Source organism: Microbacterium sp. Au-Mic1, from assembly GCF_021341785.1.
Lineage (GTDB): Bacteria > Actinomycetota > Actinomycetes > Actinomycetales > Microbacteriaceae > Microbacterium.
Genome location: NZ_JAJTTF010000012.1, coordinates 98,356 through 121,844, shown reverse-complemented (window position 1 = coordinate 121,844; position 23,489 = coordinate 98,356). Strand labels below are relative to the sequence as shown.

Annotated in this window: 26 protein-coding genes; 17 read left to right on the top strand and 9 right to left on the bottom strand. The window is 70.6% G+C overall.

The genetic code is table 11. The annotated features are described in order from the left end of the window. Positions 1 to 26: 26 nt before the first annotated feature. Genes LXM50_RS15675 through LXM50_RS15665 form a run of 3 tightly spaced genes read left to right on the top strand, consistent with a single transcriptional unit; the run spans position 27 to position 1,397 of the window. Positions 27 to 383 carry a cupin domain-containing protein gene (locus LXM50_RS15675; protein WP_233312402.1) on the top strand — a complete coding sequence of 119 codons (357 nt, stop codon included), beginning with the start codon at positions 27 to 29 and terminating at the stop codon, positions 381 to 383. 39 nt (positions 384 to 422) lie between these two features. Continuing rightward, positions 423 to 716: a DUF4287 domain-containing protein gene (locus tag LXM50_RS15670; RefSeq protein WP_233312401.1), complete on the top strand. Its 294-nt coding sequence runs from the start codon at positions 423 to 425 to the stop codon at positions 714 to 716. Between the two features lie 36 nt (positions 717 to 752). Continuing rightward, entirely contained in the window at positions 753 to 1,397 is a 645-nt protein-coding gene (locus LXM50_RS15665) for a dihydrofolate reductase family protein (protein WP_233312400.1), read from the top strand. 38 nt (positions 1,398 to 1,435) lie between these two features. Here LXM50_RS15665 and LXM50_RS15660 read toward each other — a convergent pair whose 3' ends face one another. Next, positions 1,436 to 1,732 carry a DUF4229 domain-containing protein gene (locus LXM50_RS15660; RefSeq protein WP_233312399.1) on the bottom strand — a complete coding sequence of 99 codons (297 nt, stop codon included), beginning with the start codon at positions 1,730 to 1,732 and terminating at the stop codon, positions 1,436 to 1,438. Positions 1,733 to 1,893: 161 nt separating this feature from the next. Here LXM50_RS15660 and LXM50_RS15655 point away from each other — a divergent pair, with 161 nt between their 5' ends. The 3 genes from LXM50_RS15655 to LXM50_RS15645 all read left to right on the top strand — a co-directional run bounded on the left by LXM50_RS15655 (position 1,894) and on the right by LXM50_RS15645 (position 4,841). Then, positions 1,894 to 2,241: a PLD nuclease N-terminal domain-containing protein gene (locus LXM50_RS15655; protein ID WP_233312398.1), complete on the top strand. Its 348-nt coding sequence runs from the start codon at positions 1,894 to 1,896 to the stop codon at positions 2,239 to 2,241. Continuing rightward, positions 2,238 to 3,917: a 2-succinyl-5-enolpyruvyl-6-hydroxy-3-cyclohexene-1-carboxylic-acid synthase gene (gene menD, locus LXM50_RS15650; protein ID WP_233312397.1), complete on the top strand. Its 1,680-nt coding sequence runs from the start codon at positions 2,238 to 2,240 to the stop codon at positions 3,915 to 3,917. Before LXM50_RS15655 ends, menD begins: the two co-directional genes overlap by 4 nt. Positions 3,918 to 3,983: 66 nt before the next feature. Then, complete coding sequence (locus tag LXM50_RS15645; RefSeq protein ID WP_233312396.1) at positions 3,984 to 4,841, top strand: polyphosphate kinase 2 family protein; 858 nt, start codon at positions 3,984 to 3,986, stop codon at positions 4,839 to 4,841. A gap of 204 nt (positions 4,842 to 5,045) precedes the next feature. Here the strand turns inward: LXM50_RS15645 and LXM50_RS15640 are convergent, their stop codons facing one another. Then, on the bottom strand, positions 5,046 to 6,344 hold the full coding sequence (locus LXM50_RS15640; RefSeq protein WP_233312395.1) for an isochorismate synthase MenF: 1,299 nt from the start codon (positions 6,342 to 6,344) through the stop codon (positions 5,046 to 5,048). 153 nt (positions 6,345 to 6,497) lie between these two features. Here LXM50_RS15640 and LXM50_RS15635 point away from each other — a divergent pair, with 153 nt between their 5' ends. Continuing rightward, a complete protein-coding gene (locus LXM50_RS15635) occupies positions 6,498 to 7,079 on the top strand; it encodes a hypothetical protein (protein WP_233312394.1) in 582 nt (193 codons plus the stop codon). A gap of 56 nt (positions 7,080 to 7,135) precedes the next feature. Beyond that, complete coding sequence (locus tag LXM50_RS15630; RefSeq protein ID WP_233312393.1) at positions 7,136 to 7,861, top strand: class I SAM-dependent methyltransferase; 726 nt, start codon at positions 7,136 to 7,138, stop codon at positions 7,859 to 7,861. Positions 7,862 to 7,877: 16 nt separating this feature from the next. Here the strand turns inward: LXM50_RS15630 and LXM50_RS15625 are convergent, their stop codons facing one another. Continuing rightward, positions 7,878 to 8,288 (bottom strand): ester cyclase, encoded by a 411-nt coding sequence (locus LXM50_RS15625; protein WP_233312392.1) that lies wholly within the window; start codon positions 8,286 to 8,288, stop codon positions 7,878 to 7,880. Between the two features lie 128 nt (positions 8,289 to 8,416). Between LXM50_RS15625 and LXM50_RS15620 the strand changes: the two genes are divergently transcribed. Continuing rightward, positions 8,417 to 9,478, top strand: coding sequence for a polyprenyl synthetase family protein (locus LXM50_RS15620; protein WP_233312391.1), 1,062 nt, complete (start codon positions 8,417 to 8,419; stop codon positions 9,476 to 9,478). Positions 9,479 to 9,503: 25 nt separating this feature from the next. After that, the gene (locus LXM50_RS15615; RefSeq protein ID WP_233312390.1) at positions 9,504 to 10,877 is read left to right on the top strand and encodes an FAD-dependent oxidoreductase; all 1,374 of its coding nucleotides are present in this window, start codon (positions 9,504 to 9,506) and stop codon (positions 10,875 to 10,877) included. Positions 10,878 to 10,977: 100 nt separating this feature from the next. Here LXM50_RS15615 and LXM50_RS15610 read toward each other — a convergent pair whose 3' ends face one another. Next, positions 10,978 to 11,412 carry a hypothetical protein gene (locus LXM50_RS15610; protein WP_233312389.1) on the bottom strand — a complete coding sequence of 145 codons (435 nt, stop codon included), beginning with the start codon at positions 11,410 to 11,412 and terminating at the stop codon, positions 10,978 to 10,980. 89 nt (positions 11,413 to 11,501) lie between these two features. Here LXM50_RS15610 and LXM50_RS15605 point away from each other — a divergent pair, with 89 nt between their 5' ends. Further along, positions 11,502 to 12,551, top strand: coding sequence for an alpha/beta hydrolase (locus LXM50_RS15605; protein ID WP_233312388.1), 1,050 nt, complete (start codon positions 11,502 to 11,504; stop codon positions 12,549 to 12,551). A 49-nt stretch (positions 12,552 to 12,600) separates the two neighbouring features. Here the strand turns inward: LXM50_RS15605 and LXM50_RS15600 are convergent, their stop codons facing one another. The 5 genes from LXM50_RS15600 to LXM50_RS15580 all read right to left on the bottom strand — a co-directional run bounded on the left by LXM50_RS15600 (position 12,601) and on the right by LXM50_RS15580 (position 15,728). After that, positions 12,601 to 13,236, bottom strand: a complete 636-nt coding sequence (locus tag LXM50_RS15600) for a GntR family transcriptional regulator (RefSeq protein WP_233312387.1) — start codon at positions 13,234 to 13,236, stop codon at positions 12,601 to 12,603. 190 nt (positions 13,237 to 13,426) lie between these two features. Next, positions 13,427 to 13,711, bottom strand: coding sequence for a DUF1905 domain-containing protein (locus tag LXM50_RS15595; RefSeq protein ID WP_233312386.1), 285 nt, complete (start codon positions 13,709 to 13,711; stop codon positions 13,427 to 13,429). Next, positions 13,708 to 14,097 (bottom strand): VOC family protein, encoded by a 390-nt coding sequence (locus LXM50_RS15590; RefSeq protein WP_233312385.1) that lies wholly within the window; start codon positions 14,095 to 14,097, stop codon positions 13,708 to 13,710. The genes LXM50_RS15595 and LXM50_RS15590 overlap by 4 nt, the downstream gene beginning before the upstream one ends. 97 nt (positions 14,098 to 14,194) lie before the next feature. After that, a complete protein-coding gene (locus LXM50_RS15585; protein WP_233312384.1) occupies positions 14,195 to 14,683 on the bottom strand; it encodes a YajQ family cyclic di-GMP-binding protein in 489 nt (162 codons plus the stop codon). A gap of 25 nt (positions 14,684 to 14,708) precedes the next feature. Further along, positions 14,709 to 15,728: a LacI family DNA-binding transcriptional regulator gene (locus LXM50_RS15580; RefSeq protein WP_233312383.1), complete on the bottom strand. Its 1,020-nt coding sequence runs from the start codon at positions 15,726 to 15,728 to the stop codon at positions 14,709 to 14,711. 325 nt (positions 15,729 to 16,053) lie between these two features. On the opposite strand from LXM50_RS15580, the gene LXM50_RS15575 reads away from it, so the two are divergent. From LXM50_RS15575 to LXM50_RS15550, 6 genes are all read left to right on the top strand, one after another. Then, on the top strand, positions 16,054 to 17,292 hold the full coding sequence (locus LXM50_RS15575; protein ID WP_233312382.1) for a maltose ABC transporter substrate-binding protein: 1,239 nt from the start codon (positions 16,054 to 16,056) through the stop codon (positions 17,290 to 17,292). Between the two features lie 87 nt (positions 17,293 to 17,379). Continuing rightward, positions 17,380 to 19,008 carry an ABC transporter permease subunit gene (locus tag LXM50_RS15570; protein ID WP_233312381.1) on the top strand — a complete coding sequence of 543 codons (1,629 nt, stop codon included), beginning with the start codon at positions 17,380 to 17,382 and terminating at the stop codon, positions 19,006 to 19,008. A 1-nt stretch (position 19,009) separates the two neighbouring features. Continuing rightward, positions 19,010 to 19,936 (top strand): sugar ABC transporter permease, encoded by a 927-nt coding sequence (locus LXM50_RS15565; RefSeq protein ID WP_233312380.1) that lies wholly within the window; start codon positions 19,010 to 19,012, stop codon positions 19,934 to 19,936. 97 nt (positions 19,937 to 20,033) lie between these two features. Continuing rightward, entirely contained in the window at positions 20,034 to 21,926 is a 1,893-nt protein-coding gene (locus LXM50_RS15560; RefSeq protein WP_233312379.1) for a glycoside hydrolase family 13 protein, read from the top strand. Positions 21,927 to 22,023: 97 nt separating this feature from the next. Further along, positions 22,024 to 22,167 (top strand): hypothetical protein, encoded by a 144-nt coding sequence (locus LXM50_RS15555; protein ID WP_233312378.1) that lies wholly within the window; start codon positions 22,024 to 22,026, stop codon positions 22,165 to 22,167. 137 nt (positions 22,168 to 22,304) lie between these two features. Beyond that, complete coding sequence (locus LXM50_RS15550) at positions 22,305 to 23,441, top strand: ABC transporter (protein WP_233312377.1); 1,137 nt, start codon at positions 22,305 to 22,307, stop codon at positions 23,439 to 23,441. The last annotated feature ends 48 nt before the right edge of the window (positions 23,442 to 23,489 follow it).

The window sequence follows — 23,489 nt, the reverse complement described above, 5'->3', positions numbered from 1 at the left end:
GATCACACCACCGAGAGGACCAGATCATGAGCATCATCGCCCCCGATGTCGCCGTCGTCGGCCCCGAGGAGATCCGCCTCGGCACCGGCGCCGGCCGTCGCTTCGAAGGCGCCGGGCACGGCGCCGGCGTCTCGTACTTCTACGTCGACAACCAGCCCGGCCAGGGGTCGCTGCTGCACTGGCACCCGTACCCCGAGACCTGGGTCGTGCTGGAGGGCGACGTCGCCTTCACCGTCGGCGACCGCACCATCACCGCCACAGTGGGCGACACCGTCACCGGACCCGCCTTCGTGCCGCATCGCTTCGAGAACGTCGGATCCGGCACAATGCGATTGATCGGCATCCACGCCTCGGCCGTCATCATCCAGACCGTGGTCGACTGACGCGGCTCGCACCGACCAGATCCTCACAAGGAGAAGAACATGTCCTTCCAGGCATATCTCGACGCTGTCGAGACCAAGACCGGCCTCACCCCTCGTCAGATCCTCGACCTCGCCGCCGCACAGGGCTTCGGCCCCGACACCAAGGCGACGCCGATCCTGGAGTGGCTGAAGACCGAGTACGACCTCGGACGCGGCCACGGCATGGCGATCGTGCACGTCATCACGAAGGGGCCCACGATCAGCACCAAGCATGTCGGCACCGACGGCGTGCACCGGGACGAGAGCGATACGCTCTGGCTCGACGGCAAGGACTCCAACCCGATCCGCGGCTGAGGCCCGACAACTCCCACCAGCGAAGGAACCCCGCACATGGCCGTTCGCGCCGACCTCAACATCTCTCTCGACGGATACGCGACCACCACCGACCAGACCCCGGAGAACCCGTTCGGCGATGACTGGGGGCGCCTGGTGGCGGCGTACACGGCCACGCGCACCTTCCGCGAGCGCGTCATGGGGGATCCGTCCGGCGGCACCACCGGGGTCGACGATCGCTACGGCGCGGAGTACTTCGAGAACATCGGCGCCGAGATCATGGGTGCGGGGATGTTCGGGCTGCACAACTTCCCCGACGACGCGGAGTGGCGCGGCTGGTGGGGCGAGGAGCCGCCGTTTCACTGCCCCGTGTTCGTGCTGACGCACAGCACGGGCCGCGCGCCGATCTCGTTCGCCAACGGCACCGAGTTCCGCTTCCTCGACGCCGCGCCCCAGGACGCGCTCGCCCTCGCGACCGAGGCGGCCCGCGGTGCGGATGTGCGCATCGGCGGCGGCGTCGACACGGTGCGCTCGTTCCTGGCGGCCGGGCTCGTCGATCGGCTGCACGTGGGCATCACGCCGATCCTGCTCGGGCGCGGGAAGAATCTGTGGGCCGAGCTGCGCGGGCTCGAGAACGATTACGCGGTCACGAGCGAGATCGCCGAGAGCGGCGTGGTGCACGTGACCTTCGCGCGCGCCTGACGTCGGGCGCGAGGAACGTCGAGGTCCCCCGTCGCGGCTCAGGCCGCGTGGCGGGTTCCTTCGGCGTCGTCGGACCCGTCCGCATCCTCGATGTCCTCGTCGGAGGGAGCGGATCCGGTCTTCGTCGAGCGCTTCTCGTAGATCGCACGAGAGGCGTCCGACAGCGGGCTGCGCAGGAACAGCAGGGAGATGCTGATGCCGATGAGCGCGGCGAACAGGGCCGCCAGCCACCAGAACTCCCGGAAGATCGGGAAGAAGAACCACAGGATCCCCAGCGGCACGAGGAACGCCAGCAGGCGCAGCACCGAGTACACGAGCAGGGGAGGAAGTTTCACGGGTCCAGTCTAGGAGGACGCGTTCGGCATGCGCTGTGAGGGCGGTATGTCGTCCGCCTCGATCAGTTGTGCGTGGGATGCACGCCGTCGTGCAGGGCGGCGTCCCTCCGGCGACCGACTGTGCCGGATCCGGGATCTCCCCGCACGCCTAGACTGGAACCGTGGCACGTTTCCTCGTGATCGGCGGCTTCCTGGCCGCGGTCTTCTGGGTGTACAGCATCGTCGACTGCATCGTGCAGCCGGCGAGCCGGCACCGCGGCGTGCCCAAGGGCGTGTGGATCGCGATCGTGGTCGTCTTCCCCGTGATCGGCGGCCTGCTGTGGTTCGCGATCGGGCGCACCCGGCGCGGCCGCACCGCGGACCAGGAGCGCTACCTGCCGCTCGACGATGTCGACCCCGCCGCGCGGATCAGCCCCGCCGAGCAGGAGCGGCTGATCCGGGAACTCCAGGAGGAGCTGTCCCGTCTCGACGATCGCGGCGACCCCGACACCCCCGGCCCTCGCTCGTGACGGCCCTGCCCCCTGCGGGCCCCGCGGCCGCACCGGCCGGGCCGGAGGCGTCCCCCGCCACCGAGGCCGCGGTGCGCCTGCTGACCGGTCTCATCGCCCATGGCGTCCGCGACGTCGTGCTGTCGCCGGGGTCGCGCTCGCAGGCGCTCGCGCTCGCCGCCGTCGCCCTCGCCCGTTCCGGATCCGTGCGCGTGCACGTGCGGATCGACGAGCGCGTCGCCGGCTTCACCGCCCTCGGCATCGGCCGGGAGTCGGGTGCTCCCGCCGTCGTCGTCTGCACCTCGGGCACCGCGGCGGCCGGATACCTGCCCGCGGCGATGGAGGCGTTCCACGCGGGAATGCCGCTGATCCTCCTCACCGCGGACCGGCCGCCCGAGTTGCGCGGCGTCGGGGCGAACCAGGCCACGATCCAGCCCGGGATGTACCGGCCCTGGGCGCGGCTGAGCGTCGACGCGCCCGTGCCGGGCGGGACGGATCCGGCCGTGTTCGCCGACCTCGCCGCCGAGGCCGTGTCGGCCGCGGTCGGCGTCACGGGGGAGGGGCTGGCCGGCGTGGCCGGCCCGGTGCACCTGAACCTCCCGGCGCGTGAGCCGCTGTCCGGCCGGTTGCCGGATCCGCTCCGCGCCGCCCCCGGACCCGTTCCGCGCCCGACCTCCGCCGAGCCGCTGCCCGTGGCCCGGGGCCCGCGCACCCTCGTCGTCGCCGGGGCCGACGCCGGCCCGGACGCCGAGCGGATCGCCCGCACCGGCGGCTGGCCGCTGGTCGCGGAGATCGTGAGCGGATCCCGCTTCGGCGATCACGTCGTTCCCGCATATCGCGAGCGGCTGCGCGACCCGGCGCTCGCCGGCCGGATCGAGCGCGTGATGGTCTTCGGGCACCCGACGCTCAGTCGCGAGGTGGCCGCCCTGCTGCGCCGCACCGACATCGAGATCATCGCCGTGCGCTGCGGCGGCGAGCGGCTGAACCTCTCCGGGGCCGCGGTCGACGCGCGCGTGATCGAGGTCGAGGCCGATCGGGCCGCCCGTACGGACGACGAGGCCGCCTGGCTGGCGGCGTGGACCCGGGCGGAGGCGCCGCATGCGGACGTCGATCCCGACGGGGCGCTGGATCGCGCCGCGCTCGTGCGGGCGGTGTGGGCCGCGACCGGATCCGACGACCGCCTGCTGTTCGGCTCCTCGCGGATCGTGCGCGTGGCGGACCAGGTGCTCGCCGGCAAGGACGTGCGCGTGCACGCCAACCGCGGACTCGCCGGCATCGACGGCACGATCGCGACGGGCATCGGCATCGCGCTCGCCGCACGAGCGGGCGGCGAGACGGCCGACGGCGTTCCCGAGGGTGCGGGCGTCGGCGTCGCTCGCGTCCTGCTCGGCGACCTGTCCCTCCTGCACGATGTCGGATCGTTCCTGCTCCCCGCTGACGAACCGTCCCCGCGGATCCAGGTCGTGGTCGGCAACGACGGCGGGGGGACGATCTTCGACGGGCTCGAGGTCGCCGGCACCGCCGCGGCAGGAGACCTCGACCGTGCCTTCTACACCCCGCAGTCCGTCGCGCTGGGGCCGCTCGCCGCGGCGTACGGCTGGACCTTCGTCCGCGCCGACACCCCCGCCGGGCTGGAGCGGGCGCTCGCCGCGTCGGCCGCCGGACCGCACCTGATCGAGGTGCCGCTCGCGCGCTGATGCGCCCGGCGCGCCGACGCGGGCCGTGCCCCGGATGGCGCAGGTCGGATGCGGCATCATGGGGGCATGAGCCAGCACTCCGCCGGATGGACCGCCCCGGCCGCCGATGTCCTCCGTGTCACGTCCGCAGGCCTCGCCGGAGTCGATCCCGAATCCACGCCCGGCTATCGGGGGCGGAAGACGGACGGAGCCGAGTCGCTGACCAGCGGGCTCGCCGCGCTCGGCGATCTGCAGGAGCGGCTGTTCGCGCGCTCTGCGGTGGGCGAGGCGCAGGCGAGTGTGCTGCTCGTGCTGCAGGCGATGGACTCGGCGGGCAAGGGCGGCATCGTGCGGCACGTCGTCGGCGGTGTGGATCCGCAGGGCGTCGAGCTGGCCGCCTTCAAGGCGCCGACCGCCGAGGAGCTGCAGCACGACTTCCTCTGGCGCGTCGAGAAGCGCCTGCCGGCCGAGGGCAAGATCGGCGTCTTCGACCGTTCACACTACGAGGACGTCCTGATCGGCCGGGTGCGTTCCCTCGCGCCGGCGGAGGAGATCGAGCGCCGGTACCGGGCGATCGTCGACTTCGAGAAGCGCGTGGCGGACTCCGGGACGCGCATCATCAAGGTCATGCTGCACATCTCCCGCGATGAGCAGAAGCAGCGCCTCATGGAGCGGCTCGAGCGCCCCGAGAAGCACTGGAAGTTCAACCCGGGCGACACCGACGAGCGCCTGCTCTGGGACGACTACATGGCCGCCTACGACACCGTCTTCGAGCGCACCTCGACCGACGTCGCACCCTGGTACGTGATCCCGGCGAACCGCAAGTGGTACGCGCGGCTCGCGGTGCAGGAGCTGCTGCTCGCCGCACTCGAGGACATCGACCCGCAGTGGCCTGTCGCCGACTACGACGTCAAGGCCGAGATGAAGCGCCTCGCCGCGAGCTGAGTTAATTCGGGAGGCCAGGGCCACCCGCAGCTGGGGTTCGGCGCTGGTCGGGTCCGTTCGGGGCGTGGTCTGCCGTTTCGGGGCGCGTTTCGACGTGGTTCTCGGGGCTGATGCGCCCCGAAACGACGGAATACGCCCCAGAACGAGGATGGAGCGCCAGCAGCCGGACACCGCGATCCGCGCGCTGTCGAAGAGGGGTCCGGGTCAGGCCAGGGCGTCGACGATCGGGCGGAACTTCACCCGCGTCTCCAGCAGCTCCGCCTCGGGGTCGCTGCCGGCCACGATCCCCGCTCCGGCATAGGCGGTGAGCGGGATCGGGGATCCGGACCCGCTCACGTCGAACTGGGCGCACCGCAGCGCGATCGCCCACTCGCCGTTGCCGTGCGCGTCGATCCATCCCACCGGCCCGGCGTAGCGACCCCGGTCGAAGGGCTCGAGCTCGCGGATCGCTGCGATCGCGGCATCGGTCGGGGTGCCGGCGACGGCGGCCGTCGGGTGCAGGGCGGCCGCGAGATCCAGCGCGGATGCACCGTCGCTGAGCCGCGCGCGCACGTCGGTCGCGAGATGGAACAGGTTCGGCAGCTCCAGGATGAACGGGCCGCCCTCTGCGTCGAGCGCGGCGGTGTGCGGCGCGAGCGAGGCCACCACGCTGCGCACCGCGAACGCGTGCTCGTCGTTGTCCTTCGGGCTGTCGGCCAGCGACGCGGCGGCACGGGCGTCGGTCACCGCGTCGGCGCCGCGCGCGGTCGTGCCCGCCAGCACGCGGGCCGTCACCACGCCGTCCTGCGCCGTGACGAGCGTCTCCGGGCTCGCGCCGATGAGGCCGTCCACGGCGAACGCCCACGTGTCGGGGTATTCGGTGCTGAGGGCGCGCACCAGCCGGCGCAGGTCGGATCCGGCCGGAACCGTGCCGACGAGGTCGCGCGCGAGCACGACCTTGCCGTAGCGGGCGTCGGCGATCGCCGCCAGCGCCCGGCGCACCGAGGCCTGGTAGCCCTGCGCCGACTGCGCACCGGGGCCGAGCGTGCCCGCCCAATGCGGGCCGAGGGCGGTGGGCGCCGGAACCGCGTCGGCTGCAGGTCCGGCCGCAGAGGCCGCGGCCTCGTGCACGTCGCCGTCCGCATCGCCGGCGTCGAGGATGCGCGTGATCCAGGTGCGCCCGCCGTGCCGGCCGATCACGGTGCGGGGCACGATGAGCACGCTGTCAGCGGCGGAGGCCTCGTCGAACACCAGGGCGGCGAACGCGACGAGGCCGGTGCCGGGCAGCCGCACGGCGTCGTCGATGCGGGCCGAGGACCGGATGTCGTCCCAGGCGCGGGTGAGAGCGGCGGTGCGCGGCTCGGATGCGGCGGCGACGCGCACGACGTGCGCGGTGTCGGATCCGACGGCGACGATCCCGTCCCCTCGGCGCAGCCACGCGCGCGGATCCGCCGGATCGGCATAGGCGAGCAGGTCATCAGCGAGGTCGAACTCTCGCGTCTGAACGACCAGGCCGGCACTCACGGATCCAGCCTATTGCGTGCCGGACCGGTCGCCGTTCGGGAGGATGACCCGCCTTGGGGAGGACGGTGCCGGGGGGATCCTCCTCCCGAGACCGTGTTCTCCTCCCGCACGGCGACGGGTGGGTCCGTCCGAGGCGCGACATAGAGTGGCACCGTGACCGCCGAACGACCTGCACCCGGAACCGAGATCACCTTTCAGTGGCGCAAGTGGGATGGCTCTCCGCACTGGCGTCACGAGTGCGTCTACCTCGGCGCGGACGAGTGGGGCGACTGGGTGGGGCAGCCCGTGGGATGGGGGAGCGAACGCCCCGGTCGCACCTTCACGGCGGCGGCGCCCAACGTCACGCTCGTGCCGCCGAGCGGTGACTACGCGCTGACCGTGAACCGCGAACACCCCAAGGGCATGCGCATCTACATCGATCTCGCGTGGGACGTGCGCGCCGTGGAGCCCGCCGCACCCCGGGCGGGCGAGACCCCGGTGCTCTTCACGGGCATCGACATGGATCTCGATGTCGTGCGCGTCGAGGGGGAGCGCGGCACCTGGATCGACGACCAGGACGAGTGGGACGAGCACCGCGTGCACTACGGCTACCCCGTCGAGGTGCAGCAGCACCTGGAGGCGCTCGCCGCCGACCTCGAGCGGCGCGTCCGCGCGCAGCTGCCGCCCTTCGACGACGTCACCGCCGACGTGTGGCTGGACCGGCTCGAATCGCTCGCCCTGCCGCCGCACCCGTAGCGCGACGAGAAGGGGCGCCCGGCATGCGCACGGCTCCGCCCGCGTAGGCTGGGCGGGTGAGTGCGAACGAGCAGCCGAACCGCGCAGACCTCGGCAAGGATCCGTCCCGCGTCAGCGGCATGTTCGATCAGGTCGCGGCCGGCTACGACCGCACCAACACGGTCATGACCGTCGGCAACGACGCCCTCTGGCGCGCGGCGACGACGCGCGCGGTCGGACCGAAGAAGGGCGAGCGGATCCTCGACCTCGGCGCCGGCACCGCGTCCTCCTCGGCGTCGCTCGCCGGCAGCGGCGCCGATGTGGTGGCAGCCGACTTCTCGCCGGGGATGCTGGCGGAGGGCAAGCGCCGTCATGGACATCTGCCGAACCTCAGCTTCGTCGAGGCGGACGCGACGAACCTCCCGTTCGACGACGACACCTTCGACGCGGTCACGATGTCTTACAGCCTGCGCAACGTCCAGGATCCGAAGAAGGCGATCGCCGAGCTGTACCGCGTGACCAAGCCCGGCGGCCGCGTGGTGATCAACGAGTTCTCCACGCCGCCCGCCAAGCTCCTGCGCGGCTTCTACAAGCTGTACAACGCGCAGGTGCTGCCGCGCGTCGCCCGGCTGGCCGGCACGAACGGCGAGGCCTACGACTACCTCAACGAGTCGATCAGCGCCTGGCCCGACCAGCGCACGCTCGCGAGCTGGCTGCGGGAAGCGGGCTGGGTCGACGTGGCCTGGCGCAACCTGTCCTTCGGGATCGTGGCGCTGCACCGCGCCCGCAAGCCGAAGGCGTGACGCCGCCGGGGCGCGATCAGCCGCGCGGGGGCGTCAGCAGAGCCGCGATGTCCGCGATCTCCCACGCCTCGGCGATGAGTCCGTCCCGCAGGTGGCAGACGATCGCCTGATCGAGCGTGAAGACGCGATCGGCGCCGGTGGCCTCCGTGGTGACGCTGCCGAGGTCGCCCACGATCGTCCCGGTCACGATGACCCGGGCCATCTCGGTGTCGCCGTCGGTGAGGATCTCCTGGATCTCGTGCCGCAGCCCCTGCAGCGAGGCCAGGGCGTCGCGCCAGACCTGCTTCTCCTCGTCCCGGCTGGTGGTCGACAGCCCTGCCGGGGCATGGACGACGACGTCGGCGTGCATGAGCCGGTCGAACTCGTCGACGTTTCCGCTGTCGCCGGCGGCGAGCCAGCGCGCCGTCACGGAGGATCCGGAGATCATGGCCCTCAGCATAGGACCGCGGTGCGCCGTGCGGCAGGGGCGGGACCGCTCGATGCCGGCCTTGGAATCCCGACGCCGTTGCGGCACAGGGAACCGGGCACGGTTCGCGCCCAGGTAGGCTGGACGACGTGACTTCGAGCCCCGCCGCCACGGGTTCGCGCCTCGCGAGCCGTCTCGGTTTCAGCGACCGCGTGTTCGTCGGCCCCGCCGCGCGCAAGCTCGCCCGCGAGGTCGAGGCGGGTCTCGACCTGGTCGAAGAGGGCCTCGCCGTCGACCTGCGCGTCGCCGACTCGATCGCCGACGCCCCGAGCCGCTACCTCTACGAGGCGGGCGGCAAGCGCGTGAGGCCGGTGCTGTCCCTGCTCACCGCGCAGCTCGGAGCCGGAAACGTGCCCGCCGTGATCGACATCGCGAAGGCGCTGGAGATGACGCACCTCGGCTCGCTGTACCACGACGACGTCATGGACGGCGCGGACCGCCGCCGCGGCGTGCCGGCCGCGCAGACCGTGTGGGGCAACAACATCGCGATCCTCACCGGCGACATCCTGTTCTCCCGGGCGAGCCAGCTCATGTCCCGGCACGGCGACCGCGCGATCCGTCTGCAGGCCGACACGTTCGAGCGGCTCGTGCTCGGACAGATGCACGAGACCGTCGGCCCGCAGGACGGCGACGACCCGGTCGAGTTCTACATCCAGGTGCTCGCCGACAAGACCGGCTCCCTCATCGCGGCGGCCACGCAGGCCGGGGCGATCTTCTCCGGCGCCCCCGCCGAGTACGAGGAGCCGCTGCGCAGCTACGGCGAGAAGGTCGGCGTGGCGTTCCAGCTGCTCGACGACGTGATCGACCTCTCCGCGAAGCCGGAGGACACCGGAAAGGTGCCCGGCACGGATCTGCGTGCGGGCGTGCCGACCATGCCCTCGCTGCTGCTCAGCGTCGAGACGGATGCGGCATCCACCGCGCTCGCCGCGGAGATCGAGGCCGGCGTGCAGCGGATCGCCGCAGGCGAGGATCCCGCGATCCTCGACGACGCCCTCGCGCGCCTGCGCGACCACGCCGTCACCCAGAAGACCCTCGATCTCGCCCGCAGCTGGACCCAGGGCGCGATCGACGAGCTCGCCGTGCTGCCCAAGGGGCCCGTGCGCGAGGCGCTGACCCGGTTCGCGGAGTCGCTCGCGGACCGCAGCAGCTGACGTCCTGCTGCCGAAAGGAACCACCATGACCAAGCTCAGGCTTGCCATCGTCGGAGCCGGCCCCGCCGGAATCTACGCCGCCGACCTCCTGCTGAAGGCCGAACGGCGCTTCGACGTCTCGATCGACCTGTTCGAGCAGCTCCCGGCGCCGTACGGCCTGGTGCGCTATGGCGTCGCGCCCGATCACCCGCGCATCAAGGGCATCATCACGGCCCTGCGCGACGTGCTGGACCGTGGCGACATCCGCCTGTTCGGCAACGTGAACTTCGGCACCGACATCACGCTCGAGGACCTGAAGCGGCACTACAACGCGGTGATCTTCGCGACCGGCGCGCGGCGCGACACCGGCATGGACATCCCGGGGATCGACGCGGTCGGATCCTACGGCGCCGCCGACTACGTGAGCTGGTTCGATGGGCACCCCGACGTGCCGCGCGAGTGGCCGCTGGACGCCGCGTCCGTCGCGGTGATCGGCAACGGCAATGTGGCCCTCGATGTGTCGCGCATGCTCGCCAAGCACGCCGAGGACCTGCTCGTCACCGAGGTGCCCGCCAACGTCTACGAAGGCATGAAGGCCAGCGCCGTCACCGACGTGCACGTGTTCGGCCGCCGCGGGCCCGCGCAGGTGAAGTTCACACCGCTGGAGCTGCGCGAGCTCGGCGAGCTGCGCGATGTCGACATGGTCGTCTACGACGAGGACTTCGACTACGACGACGCCTCCCGCGACGCGATCGCCAGCAACAAGCAGGTCATGGTCATCGACCGGGTGCTGCAGTCCTGGCGCAAGCGGGACTCGGTGAACAACGCCGGCGGATCCGCGTCGCGTCGTCTGCACCTGCACTTCTGGGCGCGCCCCGTCGAGGTCCGGGTCGACGAGAACGGTCGCGTCTCTGCGCTGGTCTACGAGCGCACCAAGCCGGACGGCACCGGCGGCGCCGTCGGCACGGGAGAGATGCGCGAGGTGCCGATCCAGGCCCTGTACCGCGCCGTCGGCTACTTCGGCTCGCCGCTGGACGGCGTGCCCTTCGACAAGAAGCACGGCGTGATCCCGAACCGCGAGGGCCAGGTGCTCGCGAAGGACTCCAACCAGCGCGTGCCCGGCATCTACGCCACTGGCTGGATCAAGCGCGGTCCCGTGGGCCTCATCGGCCACACGAAGTCCGACGCGATGGAGACGATCCGTCACGTCATCAACGACCAGGGCTCCTGGTGGCAGCCGGAGGACCCGTCCGAAGAGGCGATCCCCGCACTGCTCGCCGAGCGCGGCGTGCGCTGGACCGACCTCGACGGCTGGCACCGGCTCGACGAGCACGAGATCGCGCTCGGCGCCCCCGAGGAGCGCGTCCGCGTCAAGCTCGTTCCGCGTGAGGACATGGTCCGCGTCTCCCGCGGGGAGTGACGCGGATCCGGATTCTCTTCGGGGAGCGATGTTCGTCCGGATTTCCCAGCGGAGGGGACAGACATCGCTCCTCGAACGCGCGTCCGGCTGCCGGCGGCGGCTACTTCTTCGCGGTGACCTCGACGGTGAACACCAGATGCTTGCCCGAGGCGCTGTTGTCCATCGTGACCTTCGTCGTGCCCTCGGCGAGGGCTTCGAGACCAGGGTTGAACTGAGCGGATCCGTCGTCCTTGCCGGGGACGAAGGAGACGATCTTCGCGTCGGCGATGTCGGCGGTCCAGTGCGTGAAGTCCTTGTCGTCGCCGGTGAGGTCGATCGTGTTGCCGAGGGGCACCTGGACCGTGGTCCCGTCGATCGAACCGAGATCCGCGATGATCGGCGGCAGCACGCCGGATCCCGTGGTGGCGGGGGCGCTGCCCGTGCTGCTGGTCGGCGCGGTGCCGCCGGAGCAGCCCGCGAGGGCGAACGCCCCAGTGGTCAGCGCGGCGACCGCCACGAGGCCGGCGATCGAGCGGTGCAGTCGAGTGCGGATCATGGTTCCTCCTGAGCGGTGCGCGTCGATGTGGCTCAGCGTAGAGGAGGCGGGCTCGGAGCGCCTCTGAACGGCGCGGATACCCTGGATCCATGAGCCGCCCCGCCTCCGCCGTGTGGACACCCGATGTGCTCGGCGACGAGTTCGAGCAGCTCACGCTGCCGCTCGGATCCGACGACGAGGGCGAGATCGTCGCGACCCTGGTGCGGGCGCTGCCGCAGCACAGCGCCTGGCGGAGACTTTTCGGGGACGGCCGGCAGCTCGCCGACACCGATGTGCTGTACGTGCACGGGTGGTCCGACTACTTCTTCCAGAAGCGGCTCGCACGGTTCTGGACCGGCCGCGGCGCACGCTTCTTCGCGCTCGACCTGCGCAAGTACGGCCGAAGCCTGCGCGAGTACCAGACTCCGGGCTACATCGGAGATCTCGTCGACTACGACAAGGACATCGCCGCCGCGCTCGCCGCGATGCAGGAGGGATCCGGCGCGGTCGGCCGCAGGCTGGTGCTCCTCGGCCACTCCACGGGCGGGCTGATCCTCAGCCTGTGGGCCGCGCGGCATCCCGGTGTCGCTTCGGCCGTGATCCTGAACAGTCCGTGGCTGGAGTTCCAGCTGTCGCGCTTCACGCGGGAGACGATCACCCCGCTCGTGGGTCTGCGGGCGAAATACCGTCCGCTCGACCGCGCACCCCAGGTCGACCTGGGCTACTACACGCGCGCTCAGCAGGAGGCGGCGGATCCGACGGATCCGATGGAGGTCAACCTCGACTGGCGGCCCGCGCAGACCATGGCCGTGCACGCCGGGTGGCTGCATGCGATCCTGGGCGGTCACGCGGCGATCGCGGCCGGGATCGCGATCGGCGTCCCCGTGTGCGTGCTGCTGTCGGCGCGCAGCGCCGTGCCGACGGCCTGGTCGGATGACCTCACCCGTGCCGACAGCGTGCTCGTCGTTGACGACATCGCCCGCGCCGCGCTGAAGATCGGGCCCTCGGTGACGATCGAGCGCATCGACGGCGCGCTGCACGACGTGTTCCTGTCCCGGCACGAGGCCCGGGAGGAGGCCTATGCGCGCCTCGGGTACTGGGTCGACGGCTGGTCCGCGGCGGATCGCGTCGCACGGCGCGGGCCGGGGAAGCGCACCTGATCCGAGCGCGGCGAGAGGCCGGCCGCCGATCGCTCGCGGTTCCGGCCGGTCAGTCGACGAGGTGCACGGCGCGCATGAGATGCTCCGCGGCGTGCCCGTCACCGGCGAGGATCGCCTCCGCGAGCTCGGCGTGGAGCGTGCGCATGGCGTCCCGCTGCGAGGCGTCGACGGACCACGGTCGCAGATTGCGGGACAGCGGCATGCTCGTCTCGTCGAGCACCGAGCTGAGGATCTCGTTCTCGCAGCGCTCGGCGAGGTAGTGCAGCAGCGCCCAGCGCTCGGCCGAGAGCGCCGCAGGATCGTCGAGGCCGTCGTTCAGGCCGCGAGCGAGAGCCGCCGCTTCCTCGCGCTCCGCGTCGCTCAGCCGCGGCACCGCGATCGCGGCGATCGCTCCGCCGAGATAGCCCGCATACTCGAGCGTCTTCGCCGTGAGCTGCGGCGGCACCTCGGTGACCTGCGTGTACCGGCTCGGGTACATCTCGACCAGGCCGACCCGCTCGAGCCGCTGCAGCGCCTCCCGGATCGGCATCCGTGACACGCCGAACTTCTCAGCCAGATCCGCATCCCGGATGCGCGATCCCGGCGGCAATGTGCCGTCGATGATCGACGCACCGACCTGCTGATACACCTCCTCCGCGAGGAGTTGCTTCGTCGCCCCCAGCGGCGACCGAACCACGCCAGTCATCGGACCGCGTTCGCCCATCACTACCCCCAAGTAGTTTCCCCAGAACAGCACTATCCCACCGCTCGGGGGCAAACCCAAATACCGGTATCGAAGTGATGTCCGAGTCGCGCATCCTGCGACATCGAGAGGTGTTTCTGCGACGTCAGGGGCTGTTTCGGGGGCGGTGGGACGTTCCGGACCAAGGAGGGGGTCAGCTGCGCCGGCGGGTGAGGTGGACGGTGACCTCGTCGCCCTCGTCCTTGCCGATCGCCCGGCGGATCGTGCTCGAGACCGGCAGCTTGTGGGTGCCGTCGCCCAGCGCCATGAACGCGCCGTCGAACGGATGCCCGTCGACGGTTCCGGACACCTTGACCAGGCCGCGCGTCCCGAACACGGTCGCCGAATCGGGCAACTGGACGCAGATCCAGGTGTCGCCCGCGCGCACGCGGCCGAGGATCGCGGTGAACGTGATGTCCAGCGGACCCACGGTGCTCATGACCCTGTGCCGTCCGTCTCGGGCGTCGTCCCGGTGATCGAGAACGCGTTGCCGTCGGGGTCGCGCCAGGCGAACATCGCCGGAGTCCCGGGCCAGCGCAGGATCTCGTCGACGACGATGCCTCCGGCGGCCATCGCGGCATGAGCGGCGTCGACGTCATCCGAGGTGAACCGGATCCCGATCGATCCGCGGTGCACGGCGGGATCCGCGGGCTCGAGGGTGACGACCACGTCACCACCCGGAGTCAGCTCGATCCAGCGGCCGTTCGGCGTGGGGACGTCGCGGAGCACAGTGAAGCCGAGGCCCCGGTAGAAGCGCAGTGCCGCGTCCTGGTCGTCCACCGGGATGCTGACGGCACGAATGCCGGTGATGGGGGTGCTGTCCATGATGTGTCCCTTTCCGGAGCGGAGGATCCGTCCAGGAAGATGACGATCGATGTCGCCCGCGATCGACATGCCGCCCGGAATCGAGCGGCATGTCCGCTTACCGGAAGTTGATGAACTGCAGATCCAGGTCGAGGTCGGATCCCTTGAGCAGCGCGATCACAGCCTGGAGGTCGTCGCGGCTCTTGGACTGCACCCGCAGCTCGTCGCCCTGGATCTGCGACTTGACGGACTTGGGGCCCTCGTCGCGGATGATCTTGCCGATCTTCTTCGCGTTCTCCGAGCTGATGCCTTCCTTGAGGGTCGACTCGAGGCGGAACTCCTTGCCGCTGGCCGTGGGGTCGCCGGACTCCAGGCTCTTCAGCGAGATGCCGCGCTTGATGAGCTTGGTCTGGAACACGTCCAGCACCGCTCGCGCGCGCTCGTCCGAGTTCGCCAGGATCAGGATCTTCTCGCCGCTCCACGCGATCGAGGCGCCGACCCCCTTGAAGTCGTAGCGCTGCTCGATCTCCTTGCGGGCCTGGTTGAGGGCGTTGTCCGCCTCCTGGCGATCGACCTTGGACACGATGTCGAATGAGCTGTCAGCCATACAGGCAGTGTAACGAGGGGCGGGCTCACGCGGTCTCGTGAACGGCGCCGCCCGGGCGAGCCGTCGACGAGCGCACCACGAACCGCGGGGTGAGCGTGCGGTGCTCCGGGGCCGCACCCGGGTTGTCCAGCTGTGCGAGCAGCAGGTGAGCGGCGAGACGTCCCTGGCCTGCGGGATCCTGGGCCAGCGTGGTCAGCCCGAAGAACGCCGACAGCTTGTGGTCGTCGATGCCGACGATCGACAGGTCGTCGGGGACGCGCAGGCCCAGGTCGCGCGCCGCCAGCATGCAGCCGATCCCGATCTCGTCGCTCGCGGCGAAGATCGCGGTCGGCCGATCGTGCGCGAGCAGCGCCTTCGCGGCCGCGTACCCGGAGGGGATGTCGAAGTCGGCTTCCCAGAACCCCGTCTCCTCGACCTCGAGCCCCGCCGCGCGCATCGCGGACAGCCAGCCGTCGTAGCGGGCGTCGCCGAGCTGGAACGCGCTCGCGATCGTGCGCCCGGCGCCCACGTAGGCGATGCGGGTGTGGCCGAGGGAGAGGAGGTGCTCGGTGGCGAGAGTCGCCATCCGTGCGTTGTCGACGTCGACCGCCGTGGCGCCTTCGATGTGGCCGCCGATGCTGACGACGGGCTTGCCGAGAGCGCGCAGCGCGCGGATCTCATCGGGCGTCAGCTCGATGCTCGCCGCGATCAGGCCGTCGATGCTCGCGCGACGCAGCGAGCTGCCGAACACCTGGTCGCGCTGGGACTCGTTGCCCTGCAGGTCGTACAGGGTCACGTCGTACCCCTGGCTGAGCAGCACGGACTCGATGCCGGTGAGCAGATCCGTGAAGAACCAGCGGTCGATGAACGGCACCATGAACCCGATGTGCCGTGTTCGCCCCGACGCGAGCCCCGAGGCGTTCGACGAGATGACGTAACCGAGCTCGGCGGCTGCCGCCAGGACCTTCTCCCTGGTGGCCGGCGACGCCGTCTTCCCGTTCAGCGCTCGCGAGACCGTGGCGGTGGACACACCGGCGAGACGCGCCACATCGGCGATGTCAGCCACTCGGGCCTCCTGAGAAGTCGGGTCAAGGCAGGGTATCGGTCGGCACCGGCGAGCGACGCTCTTGCGGCGATCGTCGATGTTCGTTCGGCTCATTGTTGTAAACGCTTCCGAATGACGCAACCCTCAGCGGACCCGGCCTCATCGCCAGCAAACATAAGGGGCCTGTCGGATGCTGTCGAAGCCAGAGGGGGACGACGAAGGGTTGCGCGATGGTGTTCGGATCCGCATACTGTAAACGCTTGCAATTCTCGCAGGCGGAGCGAGCGCCCTCGGGCGCGGGATCGGAGCCGATCGCGCTCCCTACAGCACCGAGAGAGGTACACCGATGAAGGTGAACAGGAAGAGCGTCGTCGCGTTCGGCGCACTCCTCGTGGCCGGCGCACTGGCGCTGACCGGCTGCGGCGGCAGCAGCAACGCCGGCGGCGCGTCTGCCGGCAGTGACAAGACCACGGGCTCGCTCACGGTCTGGGTCGACTCCAACCGTGCGGCCGCGATGAAGCAGGTCGCCGCCGACTTCAAGAAGGACAAGGGCATCACCATCAACCTGGTGGTCAAGGACTTCGGCAAGATCCGCGACGACTTCACCGCTCAGGTCCCCACCGGCAAGGGCCCCGACATCACGATCGGCGCGCACGACTGGATCGGATCCTTCGTGAAGGACGGCCTGGTCGCCCCCATCGAGCTGGGGGACTCCGCCTCGAAGTTCGAGAAGGTCGCCATCTCGGCCGTCACCTACGACAGCAAGGTCTACGGCCTGCCCTACGCGATCGAGAACATCGCGATCCTGCGCAACACGGCGCTCGCCGACTCCACCCCGGCCAGCTACGACGAGATGATCGCCAAGGGCAAGGCCGCCGGCACCAAGTACCCGTTCCTGATCGGGCTCGACGCGGCGACCGGCGACGCGTACCACACCTACCCGTTCCAGACCTCGTTCGGCAGCCAGGTCTTCGCGCAGAACGCGGACGGCAGTTACGACGCCAAGAAGCTCACGATCGGCGACGAGGCCGGGCAGAAGTTCGCCACCTGGCTGGGCGCGCAGGGCGCGGCCGGCATCTTCAACCCCGGCCTGACCGGCGACCTCGCCAAGGCCGCCTTCAACGCGGGCGAGGCTCCCTACTTCATCAGCGGCCCGTGGAACCTGCCCGACGCGGAGAAGGCGGGTATCAAGGTCTCGGTCGACCCCATCCCGAGCGCCGGCGGCCAGGAGGCCCGGCCGTTCGCCGGAGTGCAGGCCTTCTTCGTGAACGCGAAGTCGAAGAACACCCTCGCGGCGAACGAGTTCCTGGTGAACTACCTCGCCACCCCGGCGGTGCAGACCGCGCTCTACAAGGCGGGCGGTCGCCCGCCGGCGCTGACGGAGTCGTTCCAGGCCGCCCAGTCCGACCCCGCCGTGGCCGGCTTCGCCAAGGTCGGCGCCAACGCCGTGCCGATGCCGTCGGTGCCCGAGATGGGCTCCGTGTGGGACGACTGGGGCAAGTCCGAGGTCGCGATCATCAAGGGCGGCGACCCGGCCGGCACCTGGACCGGCATGGCCCAGGCGATCCAGACGAAGATCGGCTGATCCGATCATGAACCCGGTGCGGGGAGGTGCGCGGTCGCGCCGCCTCCCCGCACCTCCGCCCGCTGACGACGTTGTGAAGGGGTCGAGATGACGGGTCCTGCCGTGCAGGAGAAGACGCTGGAACCCTCGGCCATGTCCGCCGAGGACCGGGCTCGCAACCGCCGCCACCGGCGCGCCGCCGCGTACGCCGAGGCCGCTTCGGCCGGCTGGAAGGTGTGGCTGGTCAAGATCGTCGCGCTCGCAGTGATCGACGCGCTCGCCCTCTACGCCGTGTTCGCGCTCGCCGCGAGCGCGCAGTGGACGCCGGCCGTTCTGGTCGCCGTGGGCGTGCTCGCGATCAACGCCGTCTACCTCATCCCCGGCCTGCTGCCGGCGAAGTACCTGACGCCGGGGCTCGTGTTCCTGCTGATCTTCCAGATCTTCGTGGTGCTGTACTCCGGCTACGTCGCCTTCACCAACTACGGATCAGGGCACAACTCCACCAAGGAGGACGCCGTCCAGGCGCTGCTGCTGCAGTCGCAGACCCGTGTCGCCGACTCCCCGACGTTCTCCGTCAAGATCCTGGAGAAGGATGGGGAGTTCTTCTTCCTCACCTCCGAGCCCGGCAGCGATGAGCCGCTGATCGGCGGCGCCGACCGTCCGCTCTCCACCGAACCCGGCATCACGTCCGACGGCGCCCCGGGCTTCACCACCCTCGACTTCCCGAGCGTGATCGCCCATCAGGACGACATCGCCGCGCTGGCCGTGCCGCTCTCGCACGATCTGAACAAGGGCTACCTCAAGACCACCGACGGATCCAAGGCCTACCAGTTCACCTCGACGCTGAGGTGGGATCCGAAGGCCGACACGATGACCGACACCAAGACCGGCGTCGTCTACTCCGACACCGGACGGGGCGCGTTCACCGCGAAGGACGGCAAGGCCCTGCTGCCCGGCTGGCAGGTGTGGGTCGGCGGGGACAACTTCGTCCGCGCCTTCTCTGACCAGTCCATCCGGGGCCCGTTCCTCGCGGTGCTGCTGTGGACCTTCGCTTTCGCGATCCTCTCGGTCGCGACGACGTTCATCCTCGGTCTGTTCCTCGCCATCGTGTTCAACGATCCGAAGATGCGCAGCCGCAAGTACTACCGGCTGATCATGATCCTGCCGTACGCGTTCCCGGCGTTCCTGTCCGCGCTGGTGTGGGCCGGGCTGTTCAACAAGGACTTCGGCTTCATCAACCAGGTCGTCCTCGGCGGTGCATCGATCCCGTGGCTGACGGATCCCTGGCTCGCCAAGGCGGCGATCCTCATCGCGAACCTGTGGCTCGGGTTCCCCTACATGTTCCTCGTCACGACCGGCGCTCTGCAGTCGCTGCCCGACGATGTCGTCGAGGCCGCGCGCGTGGACGGCGCGAGCGTGTGGCAGACGTTCCGGCTGATCAAGTTCCCGCTGCTGCTCGTGGCTGTGGCGCCGCTGCTGATCGCGTCGTTCGCGTTCAACTTCAACAACTTCGGGCTCATCTTCCTGCTCACGAACGGCGGCCCGCAGTTCACCGGCGCGAGCATCAACGTGGGATCCACGGATCTGCTCATCTCGATGGTCTACAAGGTCGCCTTCGTGGGCTCCGAGCGGGACTACGGTCTCGCCAGCGCCTTCTCGATCATCATCTTCGTGCTCGTCGCCGTGATCTCCCTGATCGGATTCCGGCAGACCAAGGTGCTGGAGGATCTGAACTGACATGACCGACATCGCAACGACCTCCGCCACGACGGCGACCGCCGCGCTCATCGCAGCACCGGCGCCCCGCGCCCGTCGGCCATTCGGACGCTGGTTCCGGGAGACCGGCTGGCGGCACCTCATCGGCATCGTCATGCTCGTGTTCGCCGGCTTCCCTCTGGTCTACGTGCTGTCCGCCTCGCTGAACCCCGGCGGGACCCTGCTCAGCACGAACGGCCTGTTCTCGAAGATCAGCCTCGACAACTACGTGCAGCTGTTCCAGGATCCGTCCCGGCCCTACGGCGCCTGGTTCCTGAACACGATCTTCATCGGCGTGCTCGCCGCGGTGTCGAGCGTGTTCCTGTGCGCGCTCGCCGCATATGCCTTCTCGCGCATGCGTTTCCGCGGACGCCGCACCGGGCTCATGACCCTGCTGCTCGTGCAGATGTTCCCGCAGCTGCTGGCGATCGTGGCGATCTTCCTGCTCATGTCCGCGATCGGCGACATCTTCCCGGCGCTCGGGCTGAACTCGCAGATCGGCCTGATCCTCGTGTATCTCGGCGGCGCGCTGGGGGCGAACACGTTCCTGATGTACGGCTTCTTCAACACCATCCCGGCCTCGATCGACGAGGCGGCGAAGATCGACGGGGCTGGCCACGCCCGGATCTTCTTCACGATCATCCTGCGTCTGGTGGCGCCGATCCTCGCCGTCGTCGGCCTGCTGGCCTTCATCGGCATCACGGGCGACTTCCTCATCGCGTCGACGGTGCTGATCTCCCCGGAGAAGCAGACGCTGGCGGTCGGGCTCTACCAGTACGTCTCCACCGACGCGAAGAACTACGCGGTGTTCGCGGCCGGGGCCGTGCTCGCGGCGATCCTGCCGATGATCCTGTTCCTGTCGTTGCAGAAGTACATCGTCGGCGGCCTCACCGCCGGTAGCGTGAAGTGAAGATCCTCGAATCACAATCCAAGGGCTCTGTCACGGCACCGGTCGTGCAACCACGTCGACTCCGGCGGGCTGCCGCCGCACCACGAAAGGCCCCGACATGACCGCTCTGCTCCCGCACCACGACGGATCCCCGCTGCACGTCTCCGACGACGCCCCCGCTCTCGGCGATGTCGTCCTGGTTCGTCTGCGCGTGCCGGCCGGCTACGGCCCGCTCGCAGCCGTGCGCACACGCTCCAACCCCGACCACGAACCGGAATGGACCGACGCCGCCCGGATCGGCGCCGCCGACGGCTGGGAGTGGTGGGAGGCGCCGGTCACCGTGCGCAACCCGCGGCACGGGTACCGGTTCCTGCTGCAGCACGAGGACGGCCGGGTCGAGTGGCTGAACCAGACGGGGATCCACCGCCTGGAGACGCTCGACGCCGAGGACTTCGCCCTGGTCGCCGAACCCGCGCCGCCCGCCTGGCTGCACGAGTCGGTGATGTACCAGGTGTTCCCGGACCGCTTCGCCCGGTCCGCGCAGGCCGATGAGCACCCGACGCCGGACTGGGCGATCCCGGCGGACTGGGACACCCCGGTGGATCCGGTCATGCCCGGCCGCGCGCACCAGTTCTACGGGGGAGACCTCCCCGGGATCGTCGAGCACCTGGATCACCTCGTGGAGCTCGGCGTCAACCTGCTCTACCTCACGCCCGTCTTCCCCGCTGCGTCCAACCATCGCTACGACGCCTCGAGCTTCCTCCGGGTCGACCCGCTCCTGGGCGGCGATGAGGCGTATGCGCGCCTCATCGAGGAGGCGCACGCCCGTGACATCAAGGTGATCGGCGACCTCACCAGCAACCACTCGGGCGACCGCCACGAGTGGTTCCGCGCGGCGTTCGGCAATCCCGGAGCGCCCGAGGAGCGGTTCTACTACTTCACCGACGACGACAACACCGAGTACGAGTGCTGGCTGGGCGCGAAGAGCCTGCCCAAGTTCGACTGGGCGAGCCAGGAGCTGCGCGAGCGCTTCATCACGGGCGAGGACTCGGCCGTCGCGCGCTGGCTGAAGCCTCCCTACGCAGCGGACGGCTGGCGCGTCGACGTCGCGAACATGACCGGCCGCCTCGGGGCGATCGACCTGAACGCCGACGTGCGCCGACTGCTGCGCGACACCGTGCGGGGGATCAACCCGGATGCGATCCTGCTCGGGGAGTCGACCAACGACGCGACGAGCGACCTGCAGGGCGACGGGTGGGACGGGGCGATGACCTATCCGTCCTTCACGCGCCCGGTGTGGGCCTGGCTGAGCGAACCGAACAGCGCGCCGTACCTCACCGCGGAGGGGGAGGAGCGCACCGAGAGCTGGTTCTTCGGCATGCAGACCGGGGGGATCCCGCGCTACACCGCGCGCGACGTCGTCGACTCGATGACCCGATTCACCGGGGGGATCCCCTGGCGGGTGCGGCTGGGCAACATGCAGCCGCTGGACACGCACGACACCGCGCGGTTCGCGACGAATGCCGCGCCGGGCACCGTGCCGGTGGCGGTCGGCCTGTCGATGACGCTGCCGGGGCTGCCCGTCGTGTTCGCCGGGGACGAGTTCGGCCTCATCGGCGTGGACGGCGAGGCCAGCCGCACGCCGATCCCGTGGGGGACCGAGGGTGAGGCGGACACGGCGGAGCGCATCGCGCTGTACCGCGACCTGGTCGGACTGCGCCGCGCGCACCCCGTGCTCGGCACGGGCGGGTTGCGGTGGCTCCATGTCGATGACGATGGCCTCGTGTTCGTGCGGGAGTCGGCCGAGGAGACCATCCTCGTGCTCGCCGCCCGTGGGGACGTCGACATCGAGCTCCCTGTCGGGGCGCTCGCCGGGGCCGCGGCGGCGGAGGCGCTGTTCGGCGATGCGACGCTCGCGGTTGCCGAGGGCGGCGCGGTCGCGCTCGTCGCGGAGGGGCCGGTGTTCGCCGCATGGGCCCTGCCGGGGGTGGTCGCTCCCGACGCCGGCTGAGTGCGGCACGGTCGCCCGACGCCCGTCGAGGCCCCGGGGCGAGGCCTCCACCGCGCGCCGCCCTCGTCCACCCGCTTTGCGCTCGTACCCTCGAGGTATGGCACGGATCGGGGGGCGCAACACCGGGATCGCGTGGCTCGCGGGCGTCGTCTGCGCCGGGGTCATCGCCGGTCTCGTGTACCTCGCTGCGCCCATGGGGCCCGTGATGGTGAACTACTTCGCCGGCCTGCTGCATCAGTGAGGCGGATGCGCCCGTGACGCGGATCCGGACGTGAGCCGGATCCGGATCCGGCATCCGCGGTTTCCCGGCACGTCTCCGCGACGGCGCACCTCCTCGGAGATAGCCTCGAATCACCGTATCCGTATGGAGGAGCTCCCATGAGTGACCACGAGGTTTCGAAGCCGGCGCAGGCGCACGACGTCGACGACGCCGTGGCCGCCGCGCCCGAAGCGGACGTCCAGGGCGCCGACACCACGGCCGTCCACGCTGAGGCCGGCCCGATCGAGGGCGCCGACGTGCAGCCGACCCCGGCGGCCGCCGACGTGCAGGCAGTGCCTGCCGACGCCGCATCCCAGGACGCCGCCGGCGAGGATGTCGCCGAGGCTGCGCAGCCCGACCACGCCGCCGTCGCCCAGAGCGCGAACCAGAGCCTCGCGGAGGCCGAGCGCGCCGCCGACGGGGCGACCGCACGGGGCGAGGCCCCGGCCGCGGACCAGCACGCTGCCGTCGACGCGGATCTCGCCGCCTTCGAGGCGGCGGAGGCCGCCTACCCCGGCACCTTCGGCGGCACCTTCACCCCGCCGTCGCCCGAGACCCCTACCGTCGTCGCGGCGGCGGCTGCCACGGAGACCTCGGCGTTCGAGCAGGCGACCACCCGCGTCGACACCGTCGCCGAAGCGCCCACGCAGGTGCTCGCGCCAGCCGTCATCACCCCGGGGGCGACCGACGTGCCGCCGCCCATCTTCGTGCAGGCTCCCGAGCCCCCGCGCGAGCGCGGCAACCGCGGTGCGATCTTCGGCATCGGTCTGCTGGCCGCGATCGCCTTCGCGATCCTCTACCTGGGCACGGCGCTCGGCATCGCCGCGTTCGACGGCAAGGTCACCACGGACAGCGTCGGCACGTACCTGCTCGACCAGGTCCGCAGCCCGGGTCTGTGGATCCCGGTCGTCGTGTTCGCGATCGGGTTCTGGCTGCTCGGCGGCATCATCAACCGCGGACGCTGGGGCTACTGGGTCGTGTTCGGCATCATCGTCGGCGGGTTCGCATACGGCGGTCATCTGCTCGGCGCGATCGGATCCGTCGAGTTCTGGAAGCTCGGCGCGACCCAGCTGGCCGAGAACGTGAACGGCCAGCTGCTCGCTCCGCTCGCGATCGCCGCGTTCATCTTCGGTCGCGAGCTCACCATCTGGTTCGGCGCCTGGGCCGCCCGCGCCGGCGCCCGCCGCACCGCGCAGAACGAGGAAGCGCAGCGCGAGTACGAGCGCGTCCTCGAAGCCGGACCCCAGCTGCCGTAGCGGCGCCGGCCTGCACCGCAGGAGAGCATCACGAACGGATTCCCGCCG

Coding starts and splice junctions, on each gene's coding strand:
- LXM50_RS15675 (WP_233312402.1), top strand. CDS start 27: ATGAGCATCATCGCCCCCGATGTCGCCGTCGTCGGCCCCGAGGAGATC.
- LXM50_RS15670 (WP_233312401.1), top strand. CDS start 423: ATGTCCTTCCAGGCATATCTCGACGCTGTCGAGACCAAGACCGGCCTC.
- LXM50_RS15665 (WP_233312400.1), top strand. CDS start 753: ATGGCCGTTCGCGCCGACCTCAACATCTCTCTCGACGGATACGCGACC.
- LXM50_RS15645 (WP_233312396.1), top strand. CDS start 3,984: ATGAGCCAGCACTCCGCCGGATGGACCGCCCCGGCCGCCGATGTCCTC.
- LXM50_RS15625 (WP_233312392.1), bottom strand. CDS start 8,288: ATGATCTCCGGATCCTCCGTGACGGCGCGCTGGCTCGCCGCCGGCGAC.
- LXM50_RS15615 (WP_233312390.1), top strand. CDS start 9,504: ATGACCAAGCTCAGGCTTGCCATCGTCGGAGCCGGCCCCGCCGGAATC.
- LXM50_RS15610 (WP_233312389.1), bottom strand. CDS start 11,412: ATGATCCGCACTCGACTGCACCGCTCGATCGCCGGCCTCGTGGCGGTC.
- LXM50_RS15605 (WP_233312388.1), top strand. CDS start 11,502: ATGAGCCGCCCCGCCTCCGCCGTGTGGACACCCGATGTGCTCGGCGAC.
- LXM50_RS15600 (WP_233312387.1), bottom strand. CDS start 13,236: ATGACTGGCGTGGTTCGGTCGCCGCTGGGGGCGACGAAGCAACTCCTC.
- LXM50_RS15595 (WP_233312386.1), bottom strand. CDS start 13,711: ATGAGCACCGTGGGTCCGCTGGACATCACGTTCACCGCGATCCTCGGC.
- LXM50_RS15590 (WP_233312385.1), bottom strand. CDS start 14,097: ATGGACAGCACCCCCATCACCGGCATTCGTGCCGTCAGCATCCCGGTG.
- LXM50_RS15585 (WP_233312384.1), bottom strand. CDS start 14,683: ATGGCTGACAGCTCATTCGACATCGTGTCCAAGGTCGATCGCCAGGAG.
- LXM50_RS15575 (WP_233312382.1), top strand. CDS start 16,054: ATGAAGGTGAACAGGAAGAGCGTCGTCGCGTTCGGCGCACTCCTCGTG.
- LXM50_RS15570 (WP_233312381.1), top strand. CDS start 17,380: ATGACGGGTCCTGCCGTGCAGGAGAAGACGCTGGAACCCTCGGCCATG.
- LXM50_RS15565 (WP_233312380.1), top strand. CDS start 19,010: ATGACCGACATCGCAACGACCTCCGCCACGACGGCGACCGCCGCGCTC.
- LXM50_RS15560 (WP_233312379.1), top strand. CDS start 20,034: ATGACCGCTCTGCTCCCGCACCACGACGGATCCCCGCTGCACGTCTCC.
- LXM50_RS15555 (WP_233312378.1), top strand. CDS start 22,024: ATGGCACGGATCGGGGGGCGCAACACCGGGATCGCGTGGCTCGCGGGC.
- LXM50_RS15550 (WP_233312377.1), top strand. CDS start 22,305: ATGAGTGACCACGAGGTTTCGAAGCCGGCGCAGGCGCACGACGTCGAC.